Below are 25,064 nucleotides of genomic sequence, written 5' to 3' on the forward strand. Positions count from 1 at the left end.
GCGATACGTCGGCAATGGCCGACCACCCGGAGGCCGCGGCCCCGGACAAGTGTCAGGGAAGTCTTGAGACACCTTCTGTCAGGGATGTCCTGATACAGAACTGTCAGGGATCTCCTGAGACATCACACCCGAGAGAAGACATGCGCTCATCCTATTCGAACATATGTTCGACCGCAAGGGGTCGGTGCCCGCCAACCCGCGGCAGTGGCGCGCGCCGGGCAAAGGTCTGGTTCGCTTGCTGGGGCCAGCGGCAGACGTGGCCCATGAGCTGGACCCATCGTGAGGCGAAGGCGTCGAGGTTGGCCTTGACCGGTGAAGACGGCCGCGCATGGCGTCCGACCGCGGAATCTGCCGCCTCCCAGCCCCTGTTGGCGAAGACTGCATCCGATCTCCGTCCGGACGTCGCGGCAACCCGGTCATCACCCCAGCCCGTGGTCCTCCTCCGGCAACCGCGCCCGCGGCAACCGGATGACGAACGTCGTCCCACCACCCACCGGCGCCTCGCCCAGCTCGAGCGTCCCGCCCTGCTCGAGCAGGATCCGGCGGGCGCGGTGCAGCCCGATGCCCTGGCCGCCGGAGGCGCGTCCGTGGCTGCCCCACGAGAACAGCCGTTCGCGCACGGCCGGGTCGAGTCCGGGGCCGGCGTCGGAGACGAGGATCTCGACGTGCTCGCCCCTGCGCCGCGAGGTGATGGTGGTGCCCAGGCCGTCGGCGTGGTCGGCGGCGTTGGTGATGAGGGTGCCGAGCGCCTCGGCGAGGGCGTCCTGGCGGGCGCGCACGCGGTGCCCGCCGGGGGTCCAGGCCACGTGGTGGCCGAGGGCGGCCTGGGCGACCACGAAGGGCGACACGACGGCGTCGACGTCGACGGTGGTCATCGGGCCCTGCTGGGAGGCGACGGTACGACGCAGCCGCGCCGCCTCGATGTCGACCATCTTCTCGAGTGCGGTACGGCGGGGCCCGGGCGGGATCTGGCCGCTGGCCAGCAGCCGGGCGCCGGCGGCGAGGCCCGCGGCGGCCGAGCGGACCTCGTGGGCGACCTCGCGGTCCTGCTTGACCTCCGCCTCGGCCTCCGCGGCCAGGTGGGCGTAGCGGGCCACCCGCGCGTCCATCTGCTCCAGCGCGACGCGCAGCAGGGAGGACGCGGTGGTCGCGATGAGGGCGCTGAACAGGGCCACGCCGACGACCGCGACCGGCGTCGGCGTCATGGCGTCGACGAGCGTCGAGTAGAGCCGGGCGGCGAAGATCGCGAGCATCCCGGCGCCGATCCGGGCCGCTGCCCACCCGGGCAGCGACGAGGTGGCCAGCTGCAGCCCGACGGTCGCCATGACCAGGCCGATCATCGCCATGATCGTGTAGTCGACCGGGTCGCCGGTGCCCAGGACCCCCGAGTCGTGGATGGACTCCTGCACGAGGCGGTACCCGCCGAGCGTGATGGTTGCCGCGGTCAGGCCGAGCACGACCCCGGTCAGCACCAGGTGCTTCCCCGGTACGGCGGCCTTCCGGCCCCGGTGGATCACGACCAGCACGATCAGCACGGTGACCAGGTGCCCGTTGGTCAGCCGGAAGGAGAGCGGGCTCAGCGCCCGGTCGATCATGCCGAGCACCTCGAGCGGTGCGTCCTGGAGCGCCACGATGACTGCGGCGACGGCCATGCTGCCGCGCAGGCCGTCGAACATCAGCCGGGCGTCGACGGCCATCGCGATGCCCGCACCGAGCAGCAGCAGGTCGGACAGCAGCATCACCGCGTGCCCGGCGAGCACGACCCGCTCGCCGTCCGGGTCGCCGAGCATCACGACGACCAGGTAGGGGTAGAGCAGCAGGCCTGCAAGCGCAGCACTCCACCACCACGACGAGTGCGTCCCCGTGCGCTCGCCGCGGCGGATCCACCGCCGGAAGGGAGCCCTCGACGGGCCACCGTCCCGACGGCCCCCCTGGTGCGCCGTCACTCCTCCATTGTGGACAGCCCTCCTCAGTCCCGGGGCGGATCGGCCCGATTGGTCACCTCCCACGGTCCCCTCGGATCCGAGGGATGGCATGTCCGGGCCACGCTTGCTCGGTCCGGTGTCCCGGCTCGCGGCGTGCTTGGCTGGCCTCATGACCCGCGCACTGGTCCACCCGCCCAAGGCCCGTGCCGGCGACAAGGTCGCCGTGCTGTCGCCGTCCTTCGCCGCTCCGGGGTTCGCGCCGGCCGTGCACGAGCAGGCGATGCAGCGGCTCGCCGAGGTGACCGGACTGGTGCCGGTGGAGTACCCCACGACCCGCCTGCTCGGGGCGTCGCCCGAGCAGCGGGCCGCCGATCTGAACCAGGCCCTCGCCGACCCGGAGGTGCGGGCGATCCTCGCCACGATCGGCGGCGAGGACCAGATCACCGTCGTACCCCTCCTCGACGCGGAGGCGGCCCGTCGCGACCCCAAGCCGTTCCTCGGCACCAGCGACAACACCAACCTGCACCAGTGGCTCTGGTCGCTCGGCATCGCCAGCTTCTACGGCGGGTCCACGCAGGTGCACCTCGGGCCGGGCCCCGGTCTCGACCCCGTGCACGCGGTCTCGCTGCGCGCGGCGCTCCTCGACGGCGGCCGGCTGGAGGTGACCGACCCGGAGGAGTCCGAGGACGTCGGCCGGGACTGGAACGACCCCCGCGCCCTCACGGAGTACGGCGACCGGGAGCCCACCGAGCCGTGGAGCTGGTCGGGCCCGGACCGGGCCGTGACCGGACCGACCTGGGGTGGGTGCATCGAGGTGCTCCAGTGGGTGCTCGCCGCGGGACGGTTCCGCGCGGAGCCGGACGCACTGGCCGGCGGCGTGATGCTGCTGGAGACCTCGGAGAAGCTGCTCCCCGCCCGCGAGGTCGGTTGGATCGTGCGCGCCCTGGGGGAGCGGGGCCTGCTCGCCGCGGTCGACGCGGTCCTGGTCGCCCGTCCTCCGGTCTCGGACCTCGCCCGACGACCAGACGCGGCGGAGCGGGCGGCGCTGCGGGCCGCGCAGCGCGACGTCGTGCTCGAGCAGGTGGCCCGCTACAACCCCGGTGCCGTCGTCTGCGTCGGCATCCCGTTCGGGCACACGAGACCGCAGTGGATCCTCCCCCACGGAGGAGCCGTCACGGTCGACGGCGCCGCCCGCCGGGTGTGGGCCGACTTCGGCTGAGCCGACCCACACCCGGGCTCCGGCCGGGCTCAGATCGCGTGGTTGGCCACCAGCAGCCGGTCGGGGTCGACGGCGTCGCGGAGCCGGCACAGACGCGCCCAGTCCTCGCCGTCGTAGAACCGGCTGGGGTCGACCCGCGTCTCGGCGAACGTCGGCACCAGGCTGGTCCGCGACCAGGCGCCCAGCGCGCGCACGACCGTGAAGGCCGCGGCCCGGCCCGCGACCGCCGCCTGCGGGGTGGGGGCCATCGCGACGCAGAAGAGCGCGTACTCGCCGGGCACGTGGGACAGCACGCCCCCGTCCGGGTCCGGTACGCCGAACGCCCCGCCCAGGTGCCGCAGCTCGGCGAACATCAGCCCGCTGCGGGTGCCCGGGCCGACCTGCTCGAGGAAGACCTCGACCGCGGCGTCGTCCAGGGAGCCCAGGACGCTGTGGTCCGCGACCGCCGGCGACGGTCCCGGCGGATCCATGTGGACCTGGAGCAGGTCCGTCGTCGGGATCCGCCCGAAGGTGTCCATCTCGGGCTCCAGCGCTCGCAGCGGCGCGAGCACCGCGGCGGCGTCCTCGTCGGTCTCGAGCACGGCGCCGTCGATGACGACGATGTCGCGCCCGGACAGGAACGGCGGCAGCTCGGGCAGTGGCGGGAAGCTCATCACCCGCAGCGAGGTGGTCGCCGACTCCGGCGCGGTGCGGGTCCACTCGACCCACGCCCGGACCACCTCGGGGGCCCGCTCACGGTCCCACAGCAGCATGCCGGCGTACACGTCGGCGTACGGCAGCAGCTCGAGCTCGATGGCGACGACGACGCCGACGTTGGCGCCCCCGCCGCGCACCGCCCAGAACAGGTCCGGCTCCTCGGTGGCGCTCAGGCGACGCAGCGCACCGTCGGCGGTCACGACCTCGACGGCACGGATCGAGCCGGCCGCGAGACCGTGCTGGCGACCGTAGAAGGACAGCCCGCCGGCGAGCGCGAAGCCGGCGACGGCCACGTCGGGGGCGGACCCGTGCAAAGCGGTCAGTCCGTGCGGGGCCGCAGCGGTGACGACGTCCTCCCACAGGGTGCCGCCGATGACCCGCGCGATGCGGGTCGCCGGGTCGACGGTGACGCCGGTCAGGGCGTGCAGGCGGAGCAGGACGACGTCGTCGAGGGCGCCCTCGACGAGCGGCGCGGCGCCGTGGCCGGTGCTCTGCGGTGCGACCCGCAGGTCGGCGGCGGCCGCGGCGCGGACGACCGCCTGCACCTCGGCCACGGTGCGCGGTACGGCGACCGCGGCGGGCCGCTGGTCGACGGCCAGGTTCCACGGGGTGCGGGCCACGTCGTACCCGTCGTCGCCGGGGAGGTGGAGCTCGCACCCGGCGCCGAGCCGGGTCAGGGAGGTGAGGTCAGGGGTGGTGGTGGTCATGGCGCCCACCCTCCGGTCCGAGGACAGGCGCGGACCATCCCCATTCCCGGTGGTCCTGAGCGTGCTGACGACTGGGATCGGGACTTCCCCAGAAAAGTGGGATACGCACCCCCGGGTGCATCCGCCACACTGCTCGCATGGCCCGAGGACTGACCGCTGAGCGCGTGCGCCAGGACGTGGACGTGGTGGCGCGCGCCGGCCTGGACCTCGAGACCTTCCTCGAGGAGGCGATGGCGTCGCTGCGCCGCGCCGTACCGTGGGAGAGCGCCTGCGTGGCGACCCACGACCCGGGGACCCACCTGCTCACCAGCGGTCGGAAGTACGGCGCCCTCGCGGGCGAGAGCGAGCACGACCACGAGTTCGCGCTGATCGAGTACGGCGACGTCGAGACCACCGCGTTCAGCGAGCTGGTCCGCACCGAGACCGACGCGGCCGGCGTGCACCTCGTCCACGGCGGTGAGGTCGAGCGCTCGGCCCGGATGGAGCGGTTCATGGTGCCGCGCTTCGGCATCGGCGACGAGGCCCGGGTGGCCTTCCGCGACGGCCGGGAGATGTGGGGCGCCGCGGCGCTCTTCCGCGGCCCCGACGACCGTCCGTTCGACGCCGAGGAGGTGGACTTCCTCGCCTCGCTCACCGGCATGTTCGCCCGCGGCGTCCGCGCCGGCGTGCTCACCCGGATGGCCGACGTGGTCGCGCCGGCGCCCGGCCCCGGGCCCGCCGTGATCATCGTCGGTCCCGACGACCGGGCGACCCAGATGACGCCGACCGCCGAGCAGTGGCTCGGCGAGCTGGCCGGCAGCCCCACCCACCCCGATCCGGTCTCCCCGGTGGCCGCGCTCATCGCCTCGGCCCGCCGCTACGCACGGGGCGAGATCCCCGCCCCGCCGCGCTGCCGGCTGCGCACCGCCGGCGGCATGTGGCTGGTCCTCCAGGCCGGTCCGTTGAGCACCTTCCGCGACCGCGAGGGTGACGTCGTGATCACGATCGAGGAGGCCCGGCCGCCGGAGATCGTGGCGCTCGTCGTCGCCGCCTTCGGCCTCACGCCCCGCGAGCGCGACGTCACCCAGCTGGTGCTGCAGGGCGTCGACACCAAGGAGATCGCCAGCACGCTGCACCTGTCGGCGTACACCGTCCAGGACCACCTCAAGTCCGTCTTCGACAAGGCCGGGGTGCGCTCGCGGCGTGAGCTGATCTCGCGGGTCTACTTCGACCAGTACGTCCCCCGCATGGGCAGCGAGCTGGCCCCCTCCGGTTGGTTCGCCTGATGGCCACGACGCTGACCCGCGAGCGGGTGCGCCAGGACGTCGGTGTCGTCGCCCAGGCCGGCCTCGACCTCGACTCGTTCCTGGTGGAGGCCGTGGAGTCGCTGCGGCGGGCGGTGCCGTGGGTGAGCGCCTGCGTCGGCACCCACGACCCGCGCACCCTCCTGCTGACCAGCGACCGCAAGTTCGGGCACCTGCTCACCCAGGACCCGCGCGACGACGAGTTCGGCCTGCTCGAGTACGGCAGCCCGGAGGCGACGTCCTTCACCGAGCTCGCGACCGCGGAGCGCCCGGCGGCCGGAGTCTTCCTGCAGACCGGCGGCGACGTCGAGCGGTCGATGCGGATCGCGTCGTACCACCTGCTCCACTACGGCCACGCCGACGAGGCCCGCCTGGTCTTCCGCGAGGGCACCGAGGTCTGGGGCGGCATGGGCCTCATGCGCGGCGCCGACGACCGGCCCTTCGACAACGCCGAGATCGAGTTCCTCGCCTCCCTCGCGCCTGCCTTCGCCCGTGGCGTGCGCGCCGGCCTGATGGCCCGGCTGGCCGAGGTCGACGAGCCCGACGACGGGACCATCGAGCTGCCCGGTCCGGCCGTCGTCATCATCGGCGCCGGGTACCGGATCGCCCAGATGACCCCCACCGCCGAGCACCGCCTGCGCGAGCTCGCCCGCGACCCCCACGCCGGGATCCCCGTCGCCCTTCTGTCCGGCCTGGTCGGCGCGGCTCGCCGCTATGCCCGGGGCGACTCGACGGTGCTGCCCCGCTGCCGTGCCCGCACCCGTCTCGGCCGATGGTTGATCCTCCAGGCCGGCCCCCTCAGCAGCACCGGCGATCACGACGGCGACGTCGTGATCACCATCGAGGAGGCCCGCCCGCCCGAGATCGTCGGCCTCGTCGTCGCCGCCTTCGGGCTGACGCCGCGCGAGCGCGACGTCACCCAGCTGGTGCTGCAGGGTGTCGGCACCCAGGAGATCGGGCGCACGCTGCACCTGTCGGCGTACACCGTCCAGGACCACCTGAAGGCGGTCTTCGACAAGGCCGGCGTGCGGTCACGCCGCGAGCTGATCGCGCGGGTGTTCTTCGACCAGTACGTGCCGCGGATGGGCGAGGAGATCGGGCCGTCCGGCTGGTACGCCTGAGGGTCCTGGGTCCGGTCGGCGGTGGTGCTGTAACACGTTGTCCACCTGACTACCTGGCAGTTCTCAGCAGAACCGGGCGCCGTCTGACGGCGTGTCGTGCTGAGAACCGCCGACCAGACGGGTGGACGGCGTGTTACTGCGGCAGGCAGATCAGTCCGCGAATGCGGTGACCTCACCCGTCACCGCGACCTGGACGCGGTCGCCGGCAGCGGGGACCGTGTCGGCGGGCGTACGGGCGGTGACCTGCTCGCCCGACGCGAGCCGCACCCGGATCGTGGCGTCGTGGCCGAAGAAGCTGACGTCGACGACCTCGCCCGGCACCCCGTCGGTCGATCCGGACGAGCGGACCTGCAGCTGCTCGGAGCGTACGGCGAACCGGGCCGCTCCCACGGTCGGCCCACCCGCGCGCAGCGCCACCTCCCCGAGCGCGCACCGCCCACGACCGTCCGCGAGCACCTCGCCGGGCAGCAGCGTGGCGTGGCCGATGAACGCGGCGACGCGGGGGTCCGCGGGCGTCAGATAGACCGACGCGGGCGGGGCGACCTGGAGGAACTGGCCGGAGACCATGACCGCGACCTGGTCGGCGAGCGACAGGGCCTCGCCCTGGTCGTGCGTCACGAGCACGGCGGCCGCCCCGGCCGCGCGCAGCGCCCGGACCACCGCGCGGCCGGTCTCCTCGCGCAGCGACGCGTCGAGCGAGGAGAAGGGCTCGTCGAGCAGCACCAGCGCGGGACGCGGGGCCAGTGCCCGGGCGAGGGCGACCCGCTGCTGCTGGCCGCCGGACAGCTCGTGGGGGTAGCGCTCGGCCAGTGCGGGATCGAGCTCGACCAGCTGCAGCGCCTCGGCGACCACGGCGGCGGCGTCGCGGCGCCGGGCGCGCGGGAGGCCGAAGGCGACGTTGCGGGCCACCGTCAGGTGGGGGAAGAGCGCGCCCTCCTGGGGGACGTACCCGATGCCGCGGTCGCGCGCCGGGACCCGCCGCGGACCGTCGACGACCGGCCGGCCGGCGACCGCGATGGTGCCGGCGGTGGGCTCGACGAAGCCCGCGACCGCCCGCAGCAGCGTGGTCTTGCCGCAGCCCGACGAGCCGAGGATCGCGGTCACGCCGGACCCGACGTGGAGGTCGAGTCCCTGGAGCACCGTGGTGCGGCCGTACCCGGCCGCCAGGCCGCGGATCTCGAGTGCGGACATCAGTGCCCCTTTGCGCTGAGGCGGGCGAGCAGCCACGTGGACGGGACGGACAGGACGATCAGGGCGAGGGCGTACGGCGCCGCGGCGCCGTACGCGATCGAGGACGCGTCGGACCAGAACTTCGTCGCGAGCGTCTCGGTGCCGAGCGGCGCGAGCAGCAGCGTGGCGGTGAGCTCGGTGGACACGGCGAGGGCGACGAGGGCGGCGCCCGACGCCAGACCGGGTACGACGAGCGGCAGGGTCACCCGGCGAGCCACGGCCGTCCCGGAGCAGCCCAGGCTGCGGGCCACCTCCTCGAGTCCGGGCGGCACCAGCTCGAAGGTGCCGCGCACGCTGACCACGGCCCGCGGCAGGAACAGGATGAGGTAGCCGACGAGGAGCAGCAGCAGGGTCTGGTAGAGGTCGGGCACCACGCGGATCGACACCGTCACCAGCGCGAGGGCGATCACGATGCCCGGCATCGCGCTGGCGGTGTAGACGCTGCGTTCGATCGCGGTCGTGACCCAGCCGCGGTGCCGCACGGCCAGCCACACGACGGGGATCGCGGCGGCGGTGGTGAGCGCACCGGCGAGCACCGCGAGCAGGAGGGTGTTGCCGAGCGCGCTGGTCAGCTCGCCGGTCTCGAGCCCGGTGGAGGTGCCGCGGACCAGCCAGCGCACCAGCGCAGCCAGCGGTACGCCGAGCGCCCAGACCGCCAGGCCGGCCAGACCGATCACCACGAAGGGCCGGCGCCGCCCCAGCCCGACCCGGGCGAACTGCCGGCTGGTTCCGGCACCCACGCGCGAGCGGGGCCGGCGACCACGCAGCAGCAGCTCGATGCCCAGCAGGAGCAGGCAGAACGTGACGAGCACGAGCGCCAGCAGCGTCGCCTCGGGGCCGTTGAAGACCGTGGCGTACTGCTGCAGGATCGCGGTCGTCAGGGTCGGGTAGTTGAGCAGCTGCAGGGCGCCGTACTCCGCCAGCAGGTGCAGACCCACCAGCAGTGCACCGCCGAGCACGGCGGGGGAGATCGCGGGCAGGGTGACCCGGAAGAACACCTGCCACGGTCCCTTGCCCAGCGCGGTCGCGACCTCCTCGACGGCCGGGTCCAGGCGGCGCAGCGCCGCGACCGTCGGCAGGTAGACGAGCGGGTAGTAGGACAGCGTCACCACCATCACCGCGCCCGGGTACGACTGCACCGCGTGCGTCGTGGAGACCCAGCCGAAGCCGTTGACGAACGCGGGCACGGCGAGCGGTGCGCACAGCAGGCCGTGCCACCACCCCCGACCCGGTACGTCGGTCCGCTCGACCACCCACGCCCCCGCCACGCCGACCACGACGCTCGTCAGCACCCCCACGACCAGCAGCCGGGTCGTGTTCCACAGCAGCTCCCCGATCCGGGGTCGCCACAGGAAGTCGACGGCCTCGGCGCGGCCGAGCTCGGCCGTGGTCCACAGGACGTAGCCGAGCGGCACCAGGGCCAGGCCGGCGATCGCCAGCCCGACGAGGAGGAGGACGGGGGTCGAGCGGGTCGACGCGGAGCGCAGGCTCAGAGGAAGCCGACCTCCTCCAGGAGGTCGACGACCGACTTGGCGTCCAGGTCGGACACGTTGACCTGCGGCGGCTGCAGCTCGTTGAACGGCTTGCTGACGCCCTCGAGCTGGACGTCCGGGTTGAGCGGGTACTCCAGCGCGTAGCTGTCGGCGAGGATCTGCTGGCCCTTGCGGTCCACGAGGAACTTCACGAACTTGCGGGCCTCGGGCTTCATGTCGCTCGACTTCAGGATGCCGGCGCCGGAGACGCTGACGAAGGCGCCCGGGTCGCCGCCGGTGAAGTAGTGCTGCGCGGAGTGGTCGCTGACGTCGCCGTTCTCCTTGCGGTCGCGCTCCCAGTAGTAGTGGTAGACGATGCCGACCTCGACCTCACCGGAGTTCACCGCCTCCAGCACGAGGTTGTTGCCGTCGTACACCTTGCCGTTGGCCTTGATGCCCTCGAGCCAGGCCTTGGTGGCCTCCTCGCCCTCGAGCTCGAGGACGGCGGCGACGATGGCCTGGAAGTCCGCACCGGTGGGGGAGAACGAGATCCGTCCCTTCCACTCCGGCTTGGCGAGGTCGAGCAGCGAGGCGGGCAGCTCGGACTCCTGGACCTGGTCGGTGTTGTAGACCAGGACCGTCGAGCGGGCCACGAAGCCGGTCCACAGGCCGCTGCGCGGGCGGTACTGCTCGGGGATCACGTCGAGGACGTCGGACGGCAGCTTGTCGAACAGCCCGGCCGCCTCGACCTGCGACATGGCGGGCGAGTTCTCGGTGAGGAACACGTCGGCGGGCGACGCCTTGCCCTCGGCGATGATCTGGTTCGACATCTCCAGGTCCTTGCCGTTGCGCAGCTCGACCTTGATGCCGGTCTCCTTGGTGAACTCCGGCGCGAGCTCCTTCAGCAGCGGCTCGTGCTGGGCGTTGTAGACCACCAGCGTCGGCTCGTCGTCGCCGCAGGCCGCCAGGAAGGGCGCGACCAGGGTGAGGCCCGCGATGGCGAGACCCGTGCGGAGGAGCTTGACGTTCATCGGACTTCCTCATCGGTTGGTTGGACGGGAGCGTAGTGAGACAGGGGCAGCCGCAGGGACGGGACCCGTGCGGACACGCGGTTGACGACCTGCCAGGCGAGGACGCCGACCGCCAGCGAGGCGAGCAGCCCGCCCAGCGGCCAGCGGGTCTCGAACCACGGGTAGACCTGCCAGTGGGTCAGGTAGACGTAGAGCGACGCGCTCGCGACCACGCCGGTGGGGCCGACCAGCAGCCGCGGCCACGGCACGGTCCGCACCCACACGAGGACGACCACGCCCGCGATGATCAGCAGGTCCCGCGCGGTGTCGCCGGTGAAGCCCCAACAGCCGGCGACCAGCACCGCGGTCACCAGCGCCCGGTCGCGTGGCCCGCGCGCGACGGCGCTTGCCCACCCGGCCAGGAAGAGCCAGGCGACGAAGAGCGTGGAGTGGATGACGTCGCCGTCGTACGACGCCAGGGTGGCCGCGTAGCGCGGGACGAGTGCGACGACGGCCAGCCCCAGCGCCAGCGGGAAGCGGTGGCGGCGCTCGAACGCCATCACCCGCGGCACGGCGGTGAGCAGCCCCGCGCCGACGGTGAGCAGGAGGACGACCTCGATGAACCAGTAGTACCAGGCAGGCTCGGACCAGTCCCTGGAGCCGAGCAGGTCGTTGAGCAGGAACACGGTCCGCCAGCCCGGCTCGCCCCTGATCAGCGCGACCGCGCCGATCCACAGCACCGACGGGACGGCGACCCGCGCGGCGGCCCGGGCGACCCGGCGGACCCGCTCGCGTGGCGCCTCGTCGGCGAGGTGGAACCGGGCGAAGTTCACGCCGGCGACGGCGAGCAGCACGTGGGCGCCACCGAGCAGCACCCACAGGTTGGTGTGGGAGCCGACGATCAGCACGATCGCCAGCGCGCGCAGCACGATCGTGGTGTCGACCCGCGCCCAGACCGGGTTGCGTCGGGCAGCGCCGGGCGCCGGGCGGGCGGCGAGCTCGGCGACCGTCCGGTTCGGCCAGTCGGCGGGCAGCCGGCCGAGGCGGTTCTCCAGGCGCAGCGAGAGCTCGACGTACGACAGCGAGTCGCCGCCGAGGCCGACGAAGGACTGGTCGGGCGCGACCCGCGGGTGGCCGAGGATCCGGGCGTAGAGCCGCGCGATCGAGGCCTCGGGGGAGTCGACCACGGGCACCGGCGCGCTCTCCAGCCGCGCGACCGCCTGCTGGTCGAGCTTGCCGTTGGGCAGTCGCGGCAGGTCCACGACCGCCACGACGCGGATCGCGTGGGCGGGCAGGCCGGTCCCATCGGCAGCGGCCGCAGCCACGTCGGCCAGGTGGGCGACGTCCGGGCTGCCGGGTACGGCGACCACGAGCTGCTGCCCGTCCGCGGACTCGGCACAGCCGGTGTCGTACCCGCCCAGGCCGAGCAGGGTCTGCACCCGGTCGAGGTCGATCCGCTGCCCGAACAGCTTCGCGAAGCGCGAGCGGCGCCCGACGACCTCGACCAGGCCCTCGGGCGTGAACCGCGCCAGGTCGCCGGTGCGCAGCTCGTCGGGGCCGGAGCCGAGCGCGAGGTCGCCCGGCGCCTCGGCGTACCCCATCATCACGTTGGGTCCGCTGTAGACGAGCTCGCCGACGCCGTCGCCGGCGCCCTGGACGGGCTCGATCCGGAACGCTCCGCCGGGCACCGCGACGCCGACGGTGCCGGGGTGGTCGGCCGCGAGCTCGGGCGGCAGGTAGGCCATCCGAGCGGTGGCCTCGGTCTGGCCGTACATCACGACCAGCTCCCAGCCCTCGCGCGCGCCCTGCCCGGCCAGCGCGCGGACCCGGTCGGGGGCGAGCCGGCCGCCGGCCTGGGTGACCTGGCGCAGCGTCGGCAGCTCCGGCCAGCCGGCCGTGCCGAGCAGGTCGAAGGTGTACGGCACGCCCGCGAAGGACGTCACGCCCTCGGCCCGGGCCCGCTCCCACAGCGCCGGGTCGGTCACCGAGCGGTCGTCGAGCACGACCGTCGCGCCGGCCAGCAGGTGGCTGTGCAGCACGGACAGCCCGTAGCAGTAGTCGAGCGGCAGCGTCGTCAGCGCGACGTCGTCGCCCGTGAGCCCGAGGTACGACGCGATGGCGGTCGCGTTGGTGTCGAGGTTGTCGGCCGACAGCCGCACCAGCTTGGGCGACCCGGTCGACCCCGAGGTGCTCAGCAGCAGCCGCAGGTCCGGGTGCAGCGCCGGCGCCCTCGACCCGGTGGTGAGCCAGTGGCCCTCGGCGTGCTCGACCGAGGCGCCGTACGCGCGGGCCAGGCCGTCGTCGTGGGTCAGCAAGGTGGTGTGCCCGCCGGTGAGGGCGGCCAGCCAGGCCACCACGAGCTCCGTCGTCGGGGCGGGCCGGAGTCGGACCAGCTGGGCCTCGCCGAGTGCGGCGAGCTGGTCGCGGGCCGTCGCGACCCGGCGGTCGAGCTCGGCGTACGTCAGCGTCCCGGTCGCCGACCGGAGGGCGGGGCGCTCACCGTGGCGCGCGAGGTCGTCGGCGATGCGCGCCGCGACCTGAGCTGCTGCCCTGACTTCCCCCACGAGGGAAGGCTAAAGCAAGGCTGCCCTTGGTGCGGAAAGCCTGCCCTTACTGAGACGGGGTGAGCAGGAAGACCGGGATCACCCGGTCGGTCCACTCGACGTACTTGTCGTAGTTGGGCCAGATGGTCACCATGTGCGCCCAGGCCTTCGCCTTCTCGTCCCCGGTCAGCTCGCGCCAGGTGCAGGTGTGGTGGCGGCGCTTGTGGTCGACCTCCACCGTGTCCGCGGCGCGCAGGTTCGCGGACCAGACCGGCGGCTTCGGGGCGCCGAAGGACGAGCCGGCGATCAGCCAGCCGCCCTGCCACGGCACGCACAGCAGCGGAGTGGAGCGCGGGATGCCCGACTTGCGACCCTTCACGGTGAGCAGCAGGCTCGGCAGCCCGGCGAGCCCGACCAGGCTCACCCGGCGGCGCGTGAGCCGCTGCAGGTGCTGGTCGGTCCAGGTGATCTGGGGGAGCAGCCCCGGCATCCACGGCTGGGAGCCGAGCTTGATCGCGACGGGGGTGAACAGGCCCATGGGGCGAACCCTAGAACGTGTTCTCCCAAAACGACGACGGGACGCCCTCCTGTGGAGGACGCCCCGTCGTACGACGAGCGGGTCAGCCGGTCAGGCGGCGACCTGCTGGCCGGTGAGCTTCTTGTAGGTGTAGGCCGTGCCGATGATGACCACCGGGACCGACACCAGCGCACCGACACCGCAGATCACGAAGCCGAGCTCGGCGATGATGCCACCGACGATGTACCAGATGATCGTCTGACCGAGGTTGTTCTTGGTCAGGTCGATGCTGGCCTTGATCGCGTCCATCGGCGCCATGTTCTTGTCGACGACGAAGAACAGCGAGTAGCTGGTGAGGAACGCGACGATGATGCCGGGGATGATGCACAGGATCGTGCCGACGAAGGTCGCGGCGCCGACGATCAGGCTGGTGACCAGCACCGGGCCGATGTTGTCGAACTTGAAGACCTGGGCGGCCTGGAACTCACGACCCTCGGTGATGCCGAGCGCGCCGCGGATGATGCCGGACCCGACGACCTGTGCGTAGACGAAGAAGAGCATGCCGAGCAGGATGTTGATGGCGAACTGGACGAGGAAGGGCGCGCCGTCCTCGTAGTGGCAGTCGAAGAGGACGTCGCTGTCGCACACGTAGTCCGGGCTCATCGCGGAGCCGATGATGAAGTACACGACGCCGATCACGATCGCGCCACCGAGGATCGCCAGCGTGGCGATGATCAGCTGCACGGCGTTGGCCTGGAACTTCGACCAGCCGTAGCTGAGGGCGGCGCCGAGGTCCCACTGGCTGCCGCCGCCGGCGCCGTACGGCTGCTGCGGGGGCGGCGGACCGCCGTACCCACCCGGCGGGGGCGGCGGTGTGCCACCCGGGGGAGGCGGCGGAGGCGGCTGGTTGAACGACATGCGGTCTCCTCGTGTCATGGGTGCGCCAGCGCACCCAGGGGGTGGCAGCAATCTAGTGCTGAAATGTGCCTCCGAGTCGGCATTGCGAGCGTTCTTGCCCCGTTGACCGGCCGTTCAACCCACTGATGCCGGGTCCTCCTACCTTCCGACCGTGATAGCTCGCGGAACGCTCGGCAGCCTGCTCGTGCTGCTCGGCGGACTCGTCACCGCCACCCTCCCGGCCTCGACGCCGGTGCTGCGCATCGGCACCCTCGGTGCGCTGCGTGCCCACGAGGTGGGCCGGATGACCGGTCTGGTGGTGGTCCTGGTCGGCCTCGGCCTGGTGGCGAACGCCTGGTTGCGGCTGTGCCGCACCGTCGCGGTCGGTGACCGCGAGACCACGGACCCGGTCGAGGGCGTGGCCCTGGCGCGCTTCGCGGCGATCGTGTGGACCGCGCCGCTGATGCTCGCCCCGCCGCTGTTCTCCCGCGACGGCTGGTCGTACGCCGCGCAGGGCAAGCTCGCCGAGGTCGGGCTCTCGCCGTACGTCGTCGGGCCGGGTGCGCTGGCACCCGACACCTTCCTCCCGCTGCCGGGCTGGATCACCGGTCCGCCGATCGTGCAGGCCGTCGACCCGCTGTGGTGGGACACCGCGACGCCGTACGGACCGGTGCCGGTGTTCCTCGGCGCGACCGTCGCCCACATCACCGGGAACCCGTGGATCCTGGTGATCGCGCACCGCGGGTTCGCGCTGATCGGCCTGGTCCTGCTGGCCTGGGCGGTGCCGCGCCTGGCCGCGTGGGGCGGTGCCAACCCGGCCGTCGCGACCGCGCTCGTGATCGTGTCGCCGCTGATGATGGCCAACGGGGTCGCGGGCCTGCACAACGACCTGCTCATGGTCGGCCTGATGGCCGCCGCCCTCGTGGTCGCCGTCGAGCGCGGGTGGGCCTGGGGCGCCGTGCTCGCCGGTGTCGCGGCGGGCGTCAAGGTGCCGGGAGGTCTGGTGGCCGTGGGCATCGTGCTGGTCTCGCTGCCCGTCGGCGCCGGTCTGGCCACGCGACTGCGGCGGCTCGGCGCGGCCGGTGCGGTGTCCGTCGGCACCCTCGTCGGGCTCGGCGTCGTCACCGGGATCGGCAACGGTTGGCTGCGTGCCCTCACCGTCCCCGGCGAGGTGAACACCCCGCTGTCCGCCACCACCCTGGTCGGCGGCGTCCTCGACTGGCTGGCCCTGCACCTCGGCCTCGGCACCGAGCCCGCCTTCTTCCGTGACCTCGTCCGCGCCGCCGGCCTGCTCGCCTCGCTCGGGGTCGGTGTGTGGGTCGCCCTGCGCTGGGAGACCGGCTCGCGTCGTACGGCGATCGCAGCCGTTGCGACCGTCGGCGGCGCCTTCGTGATGCTCTCGCCGGTCGTCCACCTCTGGTACTTCCTGCTGCTCCCGCCGTTCCTCGCCGTCCAGCGGCTCCCGCGGTACGCCACCGGCGCCTTCGTCGCCGTCTCCGTGCTGCTCGGCCTGGTCGCCCCGCTCGACTCCTCGCTGCACGGCGCCTACTACGCGATCGTGATCGGCTGCATGACCGTCGCCCTGCTCCTGCCGGTCCTGCTGCTCACCCCACCCGCCCGCGAGCGGCTGGCCCGGATCGTCGCCCCGCTCGCCACGCCTCTTGTAACTAAGGGTTACAGCACGAAAACCGGTGCAACAACGCCCGGGTAGTGGTCACAGCGCCCGGGTAGACGAGCCGTCTCCGGGTCGGAACGAGCGCCTGTCCTACGAGGCCATCCACAGGCCCGGAAGCTCGATGTGTCGACCACGGCGTCCGCGGCAACCGTGCCCAGCCATGAATCCTCGAGTCATGGCCGCGATGGCCACCAACGGCGGTCTGATCACTCGTCACGAGCTCCACGACCTCGGCGTCGGGCCAGGCCAGATCAGGTCGATGCTGCGCCGACGGCGAGGCGACAGCGAACCTCGACTCCGCGTACTCCGGCGAGGGATCTTCACTGCCACTGAGGTCTGGAACGCGCTCGACGAGTACGTCGGGCGGCCGTTGCTGCTCGCGCGTGCCGCCGGCCTCGCAGCGAGGCGGGACTGGGTGCTGAGCCACGACTCGTCCTGCCACCTGCAGGACCTCCCGATGCTCCGCCCGGCGAACCCACTCGTCCACCTGACGCGGCCCGGCTGGACGAACGCCTGGACCGAGTACGGCGTCAAGCACCACTTGGCGCGGTTCGATCCCGCACAGCTGGTCGTCGTGGACGGCATTCGCGCACTCAACCTCGCTCGAACGGCGGTGGACGTCGGCCGTGAACACGGGTTCCGGCACGGCCTCGTCGCATGCGATGCCGCGATGAGGAGGGGCGTCAGCCGCGCCGAGCTCTGGAGCGCGGTCGAGGTCATGACGAACTGGCCCGGCGTGAAGGACGCACGTCTGGCCGTGGCTCTGGCGGACCCGGGAGCCGAGAGCGTTCTGGAGACATTGGCACGGGAGCTGGTGATCGAGGCCGGGATCGGTGAGCCGGAGACGCAGTTCCCGGTTCGCACGACGCGAGGCGTTGCGTGGTGCGACCTGCGGGTCGGCAACCTGATGATCGAGGCCGACGGCGAGGTCAAGTACATCTCTGAGGCAGACGGCGGGCTGTCGGCCGATCCGCGGCAGACGTGGTTCGACGAGAAGGTCCGGGAGCGCGCGGTCACCGATCGCGACCTCGTTGTGGTGCGCGTGGTCAACGACGACATCTGGCGAGGACGACGCCGTGCGGAGGCGATCGGCCGGATCCGGCGTGCGCACGCCGAGGCGGTTCGGCGATTCGGTGCCGAGCTCCGTCCTGAGCTGGCCCGGGAGGCGGACGAGCTTCGTCTGCGGTACGGCGATCGACGCTCGGCCTGAGCCGACCACCCGGGTGCTCTGGTTGCTACCCGGGCGTTGTTGCACCGGTTTTCGTGACGTAACCCTTAGTTACAAGCGCTCAGGCGCTGAGCACGCCGACCCGGTCGCCGGCGTGCAGCGCCAGCATCCGGGCGACGGTGCGGTCCCAGCCGTACTGCTCGGCCCGCGCCCGGGCAGCGGTACGACGTCGAGACTCGGGCAGCTCGAGCAGCCGCAGCACGGCGTCGGCCAGTGCCTCGGGCGACGGCGCGCCCCAGGCCCCGCACGACGCGTCGACTAGCTCGCGCGCACCGCCGCGGTCGGCGGTCACGACCGGGGTGCCGCAGGCGAGGGCCTCAAGGACGGCGAGGCCGAAGGTCTCGCCGGGGCACACCGACAGGGAGACGTCCGCGGCGGCGAGCCGGTCGCGCAGGGCCGCCCGGCCGTCGACGTAGCCGTGGAAGTGGACGGGGGCGTCGCCGGCGATCTCCTCGAGCTCGTCGCGGTGCGGGCCCTCGCCGTGCACGTCCAGGCGCAGCGGGATCCCGCGCCGGTGCAGCTCGACGGCGGTCGCGACCGCCAGGTGCGGGGACTTCTCGCGCGAGAGCCGGCCGGCGTGCACCAGCCGCAGCTCGCCACCCGCCTGCGCCCGAGCAGCAGCAGGCCGGAAGGTCGCGAGGTCCACGCCCAGCGGCACCCGCGACACCGGGCAGCCGGCGGCGTCGGCGACCGCGCGGAACTCGCCCTCGGCGTACGCCGACGTCACGACCACGGTGTCGAAGCTGCGCACGATCAGCCGGTTCAGCAGCCCGATCGAGACCTTCGAGGTGGTCTCGAGGCCGGTGCGCATCGCGAACATGTCGCCCATCCGCTCGTGCGACAGCAGCACCGAGCGCACGCCGTTGCGGCGGGCCCACCACGCGACCGGCAGCAGGGTCAGCTTGTCGCTCCACTCGACGCTGGTCGGCGCGAACCGCTCCAGCACCTCGGTGACCCGCCACGGCTCGACGATCAGCCGGTACCCGCCGCCCACGCGCGGTGCGCGGACCTGCACCACGTCGCCCAGCGACGTCGTCCGTACGGCGTCGACCGGTCCCGGGATGACGAGGAGGCGCTCGGCTCCGGCGGCGACGTACCCCTGGCCGAGCTGCTCGATCGCAGTCCGCATGCCTCCCGAGGTCGCGCCGACGAAGTTGGCCAGCTGGGCGATCCGCACGGGCACACCATCGCCGCAGCGGGTGAACCCTCGCCCACCTGCCGGTTGACGGCCGCGGAAGGATGGACGCATGAGCAACCCGGAAGCCAAGCCCGACGAGGTGATCTGCGAGGGCCGGCAGGCCACCGGCATCGAGCTGATGGAGCCGCGCGAGGTCCCGCTCGGCGGTCCCCGGGCGATGCCGGTACGGCGCACGCTGCCGCAGCGGCACCGCTCGCTGATCGGCGCCTGGTGCTTCCTCGACCACTACGGCCCCGACCTGGTCAGCGAGAGCGGCGGCATGGAGGTCGCCCCGCACCCGCACACCGGCCTGCAGACGGTGAGCTGGCTGTTCACCGGCGAGATCGAGCACCGCGACAGCGCGGGCAACGTCGCGATGGTGCGGCCCCAGGAGGTCAACCTGATGACCGCCGGGCAGGGCATCAGCCACTCCGAGGTCTCGACGCCGGAGACCACGGTGCTGCACGGCGCCCAGCTCTGGGTGGCGCTGCCGGACGCCGACCGCGACACCGACCCCGGCTTCCAGCACTACGCCCCGGCCGAGGTCGCCGGCGAGGGCTGGCGCGCCCACGTCTTCCTCGGCTCCCTGCTCGGCGACACCTCGCCCGTCACGACCTTCACCCCGCTGCTCGGTGCCGAGCTGGTCCTCGACCCCGGTACGACGCTGCACGTTCCGGTCGACCCGGACTTCGAGCTCGGCGTGCTCGTCGACCTCGGCTCCGTGTCGGTGGGGGACGTCGACGCCGAGGTCGCGGACCTCGCCTTCGTCCCGCCCGGTGGTGACGAGCTCGTCCTGGTCGCAGGTGACGAGGGCGCGCGGCTGCTCGTGCTCGGCGGGCCGCCGTTCGGCGAGTCCATCGTGATGTGGTGGAACTTCGTGGGCCGCACCCACGAGGAGGTCGTCGAGTACCGCGCCGCCTGGCAGCAGCAGATCACCGGCCCCGACGGCAATGTCGTGCCCGACAGCCGGCAGGTCGCACCCGGCCGCTTCGGCGTCGTACCCGACCAGCCGCTGCGCCCGATCCCCGCGCCCGGGCTGCCCAACGCCCGCCTCAAGGAACGCCGGTGATCGCAGGCCTCACCTGGCTGCTCGCGTTCCAGGTGCTCGGGGAGGTGGTCGTGCGCGTCCTCGGCGTCACGGTGCCCGGCCCGGTCGCCGGGATGCTGCTGCTCTTCGTGTTCCTGCGGCTACGGCGCTACGGCGACGACGGCGCCATCGTCCGCGCCGGCACCGCGCTGCTGCGGCACCTACAGCTCTTCTTCGTCCCCGCAGGCGTCGGGATCGTCGTCTACCTGGCGGTGCTGCGCGACCACGCGCTGCCGATCGCGGCCGCGGTCCTCGGGTCCTGGCTGATCGGGCTCGTGGTCGTCGCGTGGACGGCGGTCGGCCTGGAGAGGCTGCTCGGCACGCCGCGCGACGACCTCGGGGACAGCCCGAGCAGGCCGGGGGAGGCCGCGTGAAGGACGACCTGCTCGACCTCGCCCGCTCCCCGCTGGCGCTGCTCCTGGTCACGCTGGTCGGCTACCAGGCCGGCCGCTGGCTCCAGGCCCGCACCGGCGGGCACGCGCTCGCCCAGCCGGTGCTGCCCGCGATCGGTGCGGCCGCCCTGGCGATCACCGTCCTCGACGTCGACTACGCCGACTACCGCAGCTCCACCGAGCTGATCGCGTTCTGGCTCGGTCCGGCCACGGTGGCCCTCGCGATCCCGCTGCACCGGCAGGCCGACCGGCTCAAGGGGTTCGTCGTACCCCTGCTCGTCGCGGTCGTCGCCGGCGCCGTGACCTCGATCGTCAGCGCCGTGCTGATCGCCCGCCTGCTCGGCGCCGACGAGGTCCTCGAGAAGACCCTCGCCACCAAGGCTGCGACGACACCGGTGGCCATCGCGTTGACCCAGACCCTCGGCGGGATCCCGCCGCTGGCGGCGGTGTTCGCGATCGCCATCGGCATCATCAGCGCGGTCATCGCCCCCGCGACCCTGAACCTGCTGCGCATCCGCGACCGGCGCGCCCGCGGGCTCGCCGTGGGCGCGGTCTCGCACGGCATCGGCGCCTCCCGGATGCTGCGCGAGGACGAGACCGAGGGCGCCTTCGCCGGCCTCGGCATGGGCCTCTCGGCGCTCGCGATCAGCCTGCTCGTCCCGCTCCTGGCGCTGGTCCTGTTCTGATGCGCGGGGCCGGGGCACTGGTGGGTGTCGTGCTCCTCACCCTGGTCGCTGGTTGCGGCACCGCCGCCGGCCCCGGCGCCACCGCCGACCTGGAGGACCTCCCCGGTGTGCGGGACGTCGCGCTGCAGCGGGTGGCGCTCGACACCGACTACTACGGCTACCACGGCGTCGTCGACATGGCGCCCGACGCCACCGCCGATCAGGTCGCGGCCGTGCTCGACGAGCTGGCCCGGTGGAAGCGGGGCCTGGCCCCGGAGTACGACGAGGTGACGACCGCGGTCCTCCTCGGCGCCGGCACCACCGAGCTGCACGACGCCGCGTGGCTCGACGGCAGCGCCGCCGGCATCGGCCGGGTCCGCGACCCCGCCGGCAACCGGGCCGACGCCGACCTGCTGGTGCGGGCCACCGCGACGCTGGGCCTGCCGGTCACGATCGAGGAGGGGGAGTGGGACGTGGTCACCCCCACCCCGCGCGAGACCGCCGCCCTGATCGCCACCCAGCCCGACCTCGCCTCCGTCCCCGATCTCGTGGTCCGTCCGGCCTACCCGCCGCCCGACACGGACTGGTGGGGCCGACCGGGCTCGCTGGGTGCCTCGCCGCGGCTGACGCCCGAGCTGCTGGCGGCGTACGACCGGGTCGTCGACAGCGCCCGCCTGGTCACCGGCGGTGAGGCCGAGGTGCGGTTCGTGGGGAACCCCAGCCGCCGCGCGCTCGGGGAGGAGTACGACGACGCGGGCAACCTGGTCGAGCCGCCTGCCGGGGCGGTCCAGGTCCAGGTCGACGTCCGGCTCCCCGACGGCGCCGGACCGCGCACCAGGCAGCCGCGGCTCGCCGACGACCCGCTGTGGCCGATGATTCGCGCCCAGCTCGACCTGCTCCGTGACCAGCCAGCGGGCTCGCAGCTGTGGGTCATGCTGCAGTTCACCCGCTCCGGCGGTCTCCCGTACGACGGGAGCCGCAGCCTGGTCGAGGTGACCCGCGGGGAGGACGTCGCGGAGCGGGCGCGGACGCGGTGGAACCTCGAGGCGTCGGCGTACCTCAACCGCTGAGAGCTGGTGGGTGGGTTTCAACTACCGGATTCGTCCTCGAGCGGTCGGTTCCACGACGAATTCGGTAGTTGAACCGTCGTCGGCCGACTTACGACCGTGGTCGGACGTCGCGGGCCCGACGAAGCGCTAGGTTCCCTGCATGCGCGTGCACGCCTTCACCGACGACGCCCTCGCCGACCTCGACGCGGTCGGCCTCGCCGAGCACCTCGCCGCCGGGAAGGTCTCCGCGACGGAGGCCACCGAGGCCGCGATCGCCCGGATCGAGGCGGTGAACGGCCAGCTCAACGCGATGGCGTACCTCGCCCACGACCGTGCCCGCAGCGACGCCCGGGACCCGCGCCCGGGTTTCCTGTCCGGCGTACCGACCCTGGTCAAGGACAACGTCGACGTGGCCGGCATGCCGACCCGGTCGGGCACCGACGCATGGGAGCCGCGGCCGGCGAAGCGCAACGGCGACTTCGCCGACATGTTCCTCGCCACCGGTCTGGTGCCGCTCGGCAAGAGCCAGCTCTCGGAGTACGGCTTCAGCGCCTCCGCCGAGCACCCGCGCCTCGGCGCGGTCCGGACGCCGTGGGACACCGAGCGCACCGCCGGCGCCTCCAGCTCCGGCTCGGCGGCCCTGGTGGCCGCGGGCGCCGTACCGATCGCGCACGCCAACGACGGCGGCGGCTCGATCCGGATCCCCGCCGCCGTCAACGGCCTGGTCGGGCTCAAGCCCACCCGTGGCCGGCTCGCGCAGGACAAGCTGTTCCGCGACATGCCGATCCGGATCATCTCCGACGGCGTCGTGACCCGCTCCGTACGTGACACGGCGGCGTTCTACCGCGAGGCCGAGCGGCACTACCGCAACCTGCACCTGCCGCCCATCGGCGACCTGACCCGGCCGATCAAGCGCCGGCTGCGGATCGCGCTCAACACCAGCGGGGCGGGCCGCAGCGCCGACGCCGAGACCCGCGCGCTCACCGAGCAGACCGCGAGCCTGCTCGAGGGGCTGGGGCACACGGTGACCGAGACCGACGCACCGGTCGCCCCGAGCTTCGTCGACGACTTCCTGCTCTACTGGGCGCTGCTGGCGCAGGCCATGCTCACCACCGGCCGTCCGTTCCACGGCCGCACCTGGGACGCCTCGAAGCACGACAACCTCACCCTCGGCCTGGCCCGCCACGCGCGCCGCAACCTGCACCGGGTCCCCGGCGCGATCACCCGGCTCAAGCGGGCCAACGCGCAGGCGGAGCTCTACTACGAGAAGTACGACGTCGCGCTGACCCCCACCCTCGCCACCGCCACGCCCAAGGTCGGCCACCTCGACCCGACCCAGGACTACGCCACGATCATGGACCGGCTCCTCGAGTGGGTGGCCTTCACGCCGTGGCAGAACGTCACCGGTGCACCGGCCATGTCGCTGCCCCTCGCGACCACGGCCGGGGGCCTGCCGCAGGGCATGATGCTGGGTGCGGCGCCGGGTCAGGAAGCGGTGCTCATCGAGCTCGCCTACGAGCTCGAGCAGGCCCGCCCGTTCGCCCGGATCCAGGGCTGAGATCCGGAAAAGCGACGCCGATTTCTGCCCCCGCGACGGCGCGTGTATCGTTCTCCGTCGTTGCCCCTTTAGCTCAGTCGGCAGAGCGTCTCCATGGTAAGGAGAAGGTCTACGGTTCGATTCCGTAAAGGGGCTCTGAGATGGGGCGCCACCGCTCGTCCACCCGGGTGATACTGGGCGGACTGGTTCATAATGAATCGGGCGGAGGGCGCCCTCCTCACGTGGCGGGATAGCTCAGACGGTTAGAGCGCACGACTCATAATCGTGAGGTCACGGGTTCGATCCCCGTTCCCGCTACCGAGTACCCCGGCACCACCACCAGCAACTGAAGGACTTCCTGTGGCCAGCAAGAGCAGCGACGTTCGCCCCAAGATCACGCTCGCGTGCGTGGACTGCAAGGAGCGCAACTACATCACGAAGAAGAACCGCCGGAACGACCCCGACCGCATCGAGCTGTCGAAGTTCTGCCCGCGTTGCCGCAAGCACACCGCGCACCGCGAGACCCGCTGATCCAGCGGTTCACACTCTTCTCGAAGGCCCACCTCCCCGCTGGGGAGGTGGGCCTTCGTGGTTCCCGGGTCAGTCCGACGCGGCGCAGGTCGAGCGCTGCCAGCGGGCCAGCTCGCGCACGTCGTACTGCGCCAGGGTGGGTACGACCGGCCGGCCACCCTTGCGGACGTAGCGCGGTGCCGTCGCCTCGCTGATCACCCACACCCGCCCGCGGGCGTGGGTGAGGCCCTCGGCGCCGGGCAGGAACCCGAACCGCTGCTCCCGGCCGCCCCACAGCTCCCCGCACCGGGTCGTCGAGCGGGTGAACCAGACCCGCGCCGGACCAGGCCCGAGGTCGGCCCACACCGCGCCCTGGACACCCGGGGGAGCGGGCTGACGGTCCGCGGCGTCCTGCGGCCCGAGCTCCACCCGTCCGGGCTGCAGCAGCACGGCGGGATCGAACCAGCGCAACGGCAGACCGCGCCGCGGGTGGAACCCGCCGAAGCCGATCCGGCCGTCGGGGGCGGACACCAGGTACGAGCCGCGCAGGGCGCCGGTGAGCCGCCAGCCTCGGCGCACCTCCAGCGTCTCCGGGTCGAGCAGCCAGGCCTTGCCGCGCTGGGCCAGCCACAGGCCGTGCCGGTCGAGAGCCAGGCCGCCGGCGTGCTGGCAGCTGGGGGCGGCAGCGGTCCAGTCCCGCGCGATGCCCGCCTGGTGCCGGATCTCGGCGCCGGTGCGGAGATCGACCACGATCACCCGGCAGCTGTCGCCGCCGGCTTGCAGGCGGCGGTGGTTGTAGCCGCTCACCCACGCCCGGTGGCCGCGCACGACCAGTCCCTGGGGCACGAAGGCCGGCCCGGTGGCCGGCAGCCAGCGGCCGCGGCACAGCGCGTGGTCGTTGGGGGTGGCGGCCAGCGGAGCGCGGAGGTACGACGGCGCCGGGCCGCGCACGTCGTCGTACCGGATCGGACCACAGCCCGCCGGAGCGATCGCGCGGTCGGGCGAGGTCGGCTCGTGCCCGGACGCGCCGCTGCAGGCCGTCGTCCCGAGCGCCAGGACGGCGGCCAGCGCGACGACGCCGCCCCGGACCGACATGGCGACGAGTATGCAACCCCGACCCCATA

General features: G+C 73.1%; 21 protein-coding genes and 2 tRNA genes. 13 read left to right on the plus strand and 10 right to left on the minus strand.

All coding sequences use genetic code 11. The features are described from left to right. Positions 1 to 419: 419 nt before the first annotated feature. Positions 420 to 1,946 (minus strand): sensor histidine kinase, encoded by a 1,527-nt coding sequence (locus ACZYRU_RS25165; protein ID WP_488959851.1) that lies wholly within the window; start codon positions 1,944 to 1,946, stop codon positions 420 to 422. A 148-nt stretch (positions 1,947 to 2,094) separates the two neighbouring features. On the opposite strand from ACZYRU_RS25165, the gene ACZYRU_RS25170 reads away from it, so the two are divergent. Then, positions 2,095 to 3,144, plus strand: a complete 1,050-nt coding sequence (locus ACZYRU_RS25170) for a S66 family peptidase (RefSeq protein ID WP_488959852.1) — start codon at positions 2,095 to 2,097, stop codon at positions 3,142 to 3,144. A gap of 29 nt (positions 3,145 to 3,173) precedes the next feature. Here ACZYRU_RS25170 and ACZYRU_RS25175 read toward each other — a convergent pair whose 3' ends face one another. Continuing rightward, positions 3,174 to 4,547 carry an FAD-binding oxidoreductase gene (locus tag ACZYRU_RS25175; RefSeq protein WP_488959853.1) on the minus strand — a complete coding sequence of 458 codons (1,374 nt, stop codon included), beginning with the start codon at positions 4,545 to 4,547 and terminating at the stop codon, positions 3,174 to 3,176. Positions 4,548 to 4,684: 137 nt separating this feature from the next. Between ACZYRU_RS25175 and ACZYRU_RS25180 the strand changes: the two genes are divergently transcribed. Continuing rightward, the gene (locus ACZYRU_RS25180) at positions 4,685 to 5,812 is read left to right on the plus strand and encodes a response regulator transcription factor (protein ID WP_488959854.1); all 1,128 of its coding nucleotides are present in this window, start codon (positions 4,685 to 4,687) and stop codon (positions 5,810 to 5,812) included. Further along, positions 5,812 to 6,951 carry a response regulator transcription factor gene (locus tag ACZYRU_RS25185; protein ID WP_488959855.1) on the plus strand — a complete coding sequence of 380 codons (1,140 nt, stop codon included), beginning with the start codon at positions 5,812 to 5,814 and terminating at the stop codon, positions 6,949 to 6,951. The genes ACZYRU_RS25180 and ACZYRU_RS25185 overlap by 1 nt, the downstream gene beginning before the upstream one ends. 150 nt (positions 6,952 to 7,101) lie before the next feature. Here ACZYRU_RS25185 and ACZYRU_RS25190 read toward each other — a convergent pair whose 3' ends face one another. From ACZYRU_RS25190 to ACZYRU_RS25215, 6 genes are all read right to left on the minus strand, one after another. Next, positions 7,102 to 8,142, minus strand: a complete 1,041-nt coding sequence (locus ACZYRU_RS25190) for an ABC transporter ATP-binding protein (RefSeq protein ID WP_488959856.1) — start codon at positions 8,140 to 8,142, stop codon at positions 7,102 to 7,104. Beyond that, on the minus strand, positions 8,142 to 9,596 hold the full coding sequence (locus tag ACZYRU_RS25195) for an ABC transporter permease (RefSeq protein WP_488959857.1): 1,455 nt from the start codon (positions 9,594 to 9,596) through the stop codon (positions 8,142 to 8,144). Before ACZYRU_RS25195 ends, ACZYRU_RS25190 begins: the two co-directional genes overlap by 1 nt. A 74-nt stretch (positions 9,597 to 9,670) precedes the next feature. Continuing rightward, on the minus strand, positions 9,671 to 10,684 hold the full coding sequence (locus tag ACZYRU_RS25200) for an iron ABC transporter substrate-binding protein (protein ID WP_488959858.1): 1,014 nt from the start codon (positions 10,682 to 10,684) through the stop codon (positions 9,671 to 9,673). After that, positions 10,681 to 13,227 (minus strand): AMP-binding protein, encoded by a 2,547-nt coding sequence (locus tag ACZYRU_RS25205; RefSeq protein WP_488959859.1) that lies wholly within the window; start codon positions 13,225 to 13,227, stop codon positions 10,681 to 10,683. The genes ACZYRU_RS25200 and ACZYRU_RS25205 overlap by 4 nt, the downstream gene beginning before the upstream one ends. Before the next feature lie 46 nt (positions 13,228 to 13,273). Further along, on the minus strand, positions 13,274 to 13,744 hold the full coding sequence (locus ACZYRU_RS25210; protein ID WP_488959860.1) for a nitroreductase family deazaflavin-dependent oxidoreductase: 471 nt from the start codon (positions 13,742 to 13,744) through the stop codon (positions 13,274 to 13,276). Between the two features lie 90 nt (positions 13,745 to 13,834). Then, the gene (locus ACZYRU_RS25215) at positions 13,835 to 14,641 is read right to left on the minus strand and encodes a hypothetical protein (RefSeq protein WP_488959861.1); all 807 of its coding nucleotides are present in this window, start codon (positions 14,639 to 14,641) and stop codon (positions 13,835 to 13,837) included. A gap of 151 nt (positions 14,642 to 14,792) precedes the next feature. Here ACZYRU_RS25215 and mptB point away from each other — a divergent pair, with 151 nt between their 5' ends. Next, on the plus strand, positions 14,793 to 16,331 hold the full coding sequence (gene mptB, locus ACZYRU_RS25220; RefSeq protein WP_488959862.1) for a polyprenol phosphomannose-dependent alpha 1,6 mannosyltransferase MptB: 1,539 nt from the start codon (positions 14,793 to 14,795) through the stop codon (positions 16,329 to 16,331). Between the two features lie 139 nt (positions 16,332 to 16,470). Beyond that, positions 16,471 to 17,505: a hypothetical protein gene (locus ACZYRU_RS25225; RefSeq protein ID WP_488959863.1), complete on the plus strand. Its 1,035-nt coding sequence runs from the start codon at positions 16,471 to 16,473 to the stop codon at positions 17,503 to 17,505. 79 nt (positions 17,506 to 17,584) lie between these two features. Here ACZYRU_RS25225 and ACZYRU_RS25230 read toward each other — a convergent pair whose 3' ends face one another. After that, on the minus strand, positions 17,585 to 18,700 hold the full coding sequence (locus ACZYRU_RS25230) for a glycosyltransferase (protein WP_488959864.1): 1,116 nt from the start codon (positions 18,698 to 18,700) through the stop codon (positions 17,585 to 17,587). 70 nt (positions 18,701 to 18,770) lie between these two features. Here ACZYRU_RS25230 and ACZYRU_RS25235 point away from each other — a divergent pair, with 70 nt between their 5' ends. The 8 genes from ACZYRU_RS25235 to rpmG all read left to right on the plus strand — a co-directional run bounded on the left by ACZYRU_RS25235 (position 18,771) and on the right by rpmG (position 23,961). Continuing rightward, positions 18,771 to 19,769 (plus strand): pirin family protein, encoded by a 999-nt coding sequence (locus ACZYRU_RS25235; RefSeq protein WP_488959865.1) that lies wholly within the window; start codon positions 18,771 to 18,773, stop codon positions 19,767 to 19,769. Beyond that, positions 19,766 to 20,161 carry a CidA/LrgA family protein gene (locus tag ACZYRU_RS25240; RefSeq protein WP_488959866.1) on the plus strand — a complete coding sequence of 132 codons (396 nt, stop codon included), beginning with the start codon at positions 19,766 to 19,768 and terminating at the stop codon, positions 20,159 to 20,161. The genes ACZYRU_RS25235 and ACZYRU_RS25240 overlap by 4 nt, the downstream gene beginning before the upstream one ends. After that, positions 20,158 to 20,865 carry an LrgB family protein gene (locus tag ACZYRU_RS25245; RefSeq protein WP_488959867.1) on the plus strand — a complete coding sequence of 236 codons (708 nt, stop codon included), beginning with the start codon at positions 20,158 to 20,160 and terminating at the stop codon, positions 20,863 to 20,865. Before ACZYRU_RS25240 ends, ACZYRU_RS25245 begins: the two co-directional genes overlap by 4 nt. After that, a complete protein-coding gene (locus ACZYRU_RS25250) occupies positions 20,865 to 21,914 on the plus strand; it encodes a hypothetical protein (protein ID WP_488959868.1) in 1,050 nt (349 codons plus the stop codon). Before ACZYRU_RS25245 ends, ACZYRU_RS25250 begins: the two co-directional genes overlap by 1 nt. 139 nt (positions 21,915 to 22,053) lie before the next feature. Next, positions 22,054 to 23,451: an amidase gene (locus ACZYRU_RS25255; RefSeq protein ID WP_488959869.1), complete on the plus strand. Its 1,398-nt coding sequence runs from the start codon at positions 22,054 to 22,056 to the stop codon at positions 23,449 to 23,451. A gap of 62 nt (positions 23,452 to 23,513) precedes the next feature. Further along, positions 23,514 to 23,586: transfer RNA gene (locus tag ACZYRU_RS25260), tRNA-Thr, on the plus strand. Positions 23,587 to 23,674: 88 nt separating this feature from the next. Then, positions 23,675 to 23,748, plus strand: a tRNA-Met gene (locus ACZYRU_RS25265). Between the two features lie 42 nt (positions 23,749 to 23,790). Then, entirely contained in the window at positions 23,791 to 23,961 is a 171-nt protein-coding gene (gene rpmG, locus ACZYRU_RS25270) for a 50S ribosomal protein L33 (protein WP_028654832.1), read from the plus strand. A gap of 69 nt (positions 23,962 to 24,030) precedes the next feature. On the opposite strand, the gene ACZYRU_RS25275 is transcribed toward rpmG, so the two are convergent. Beyond that, positions 24,031 to 25,035 carry a hypothetical protein gene (locus ACZYRU_RS25275; protein WP_488959870.1) on the minus strand — a complete coding sequence of 335 codons (1,005 nt, stop codon included), beginning with the start codon at positions 25,033 to 25,035 and terminating at the stop codon, positions 24,031 to 24,033. Positions 25,036 to 25,064: the final 29 nt, after the last annotated feature.

The sequence above is a fragment of the Nocardioides sp. F233 genome, from assembly GCF_057813895.1.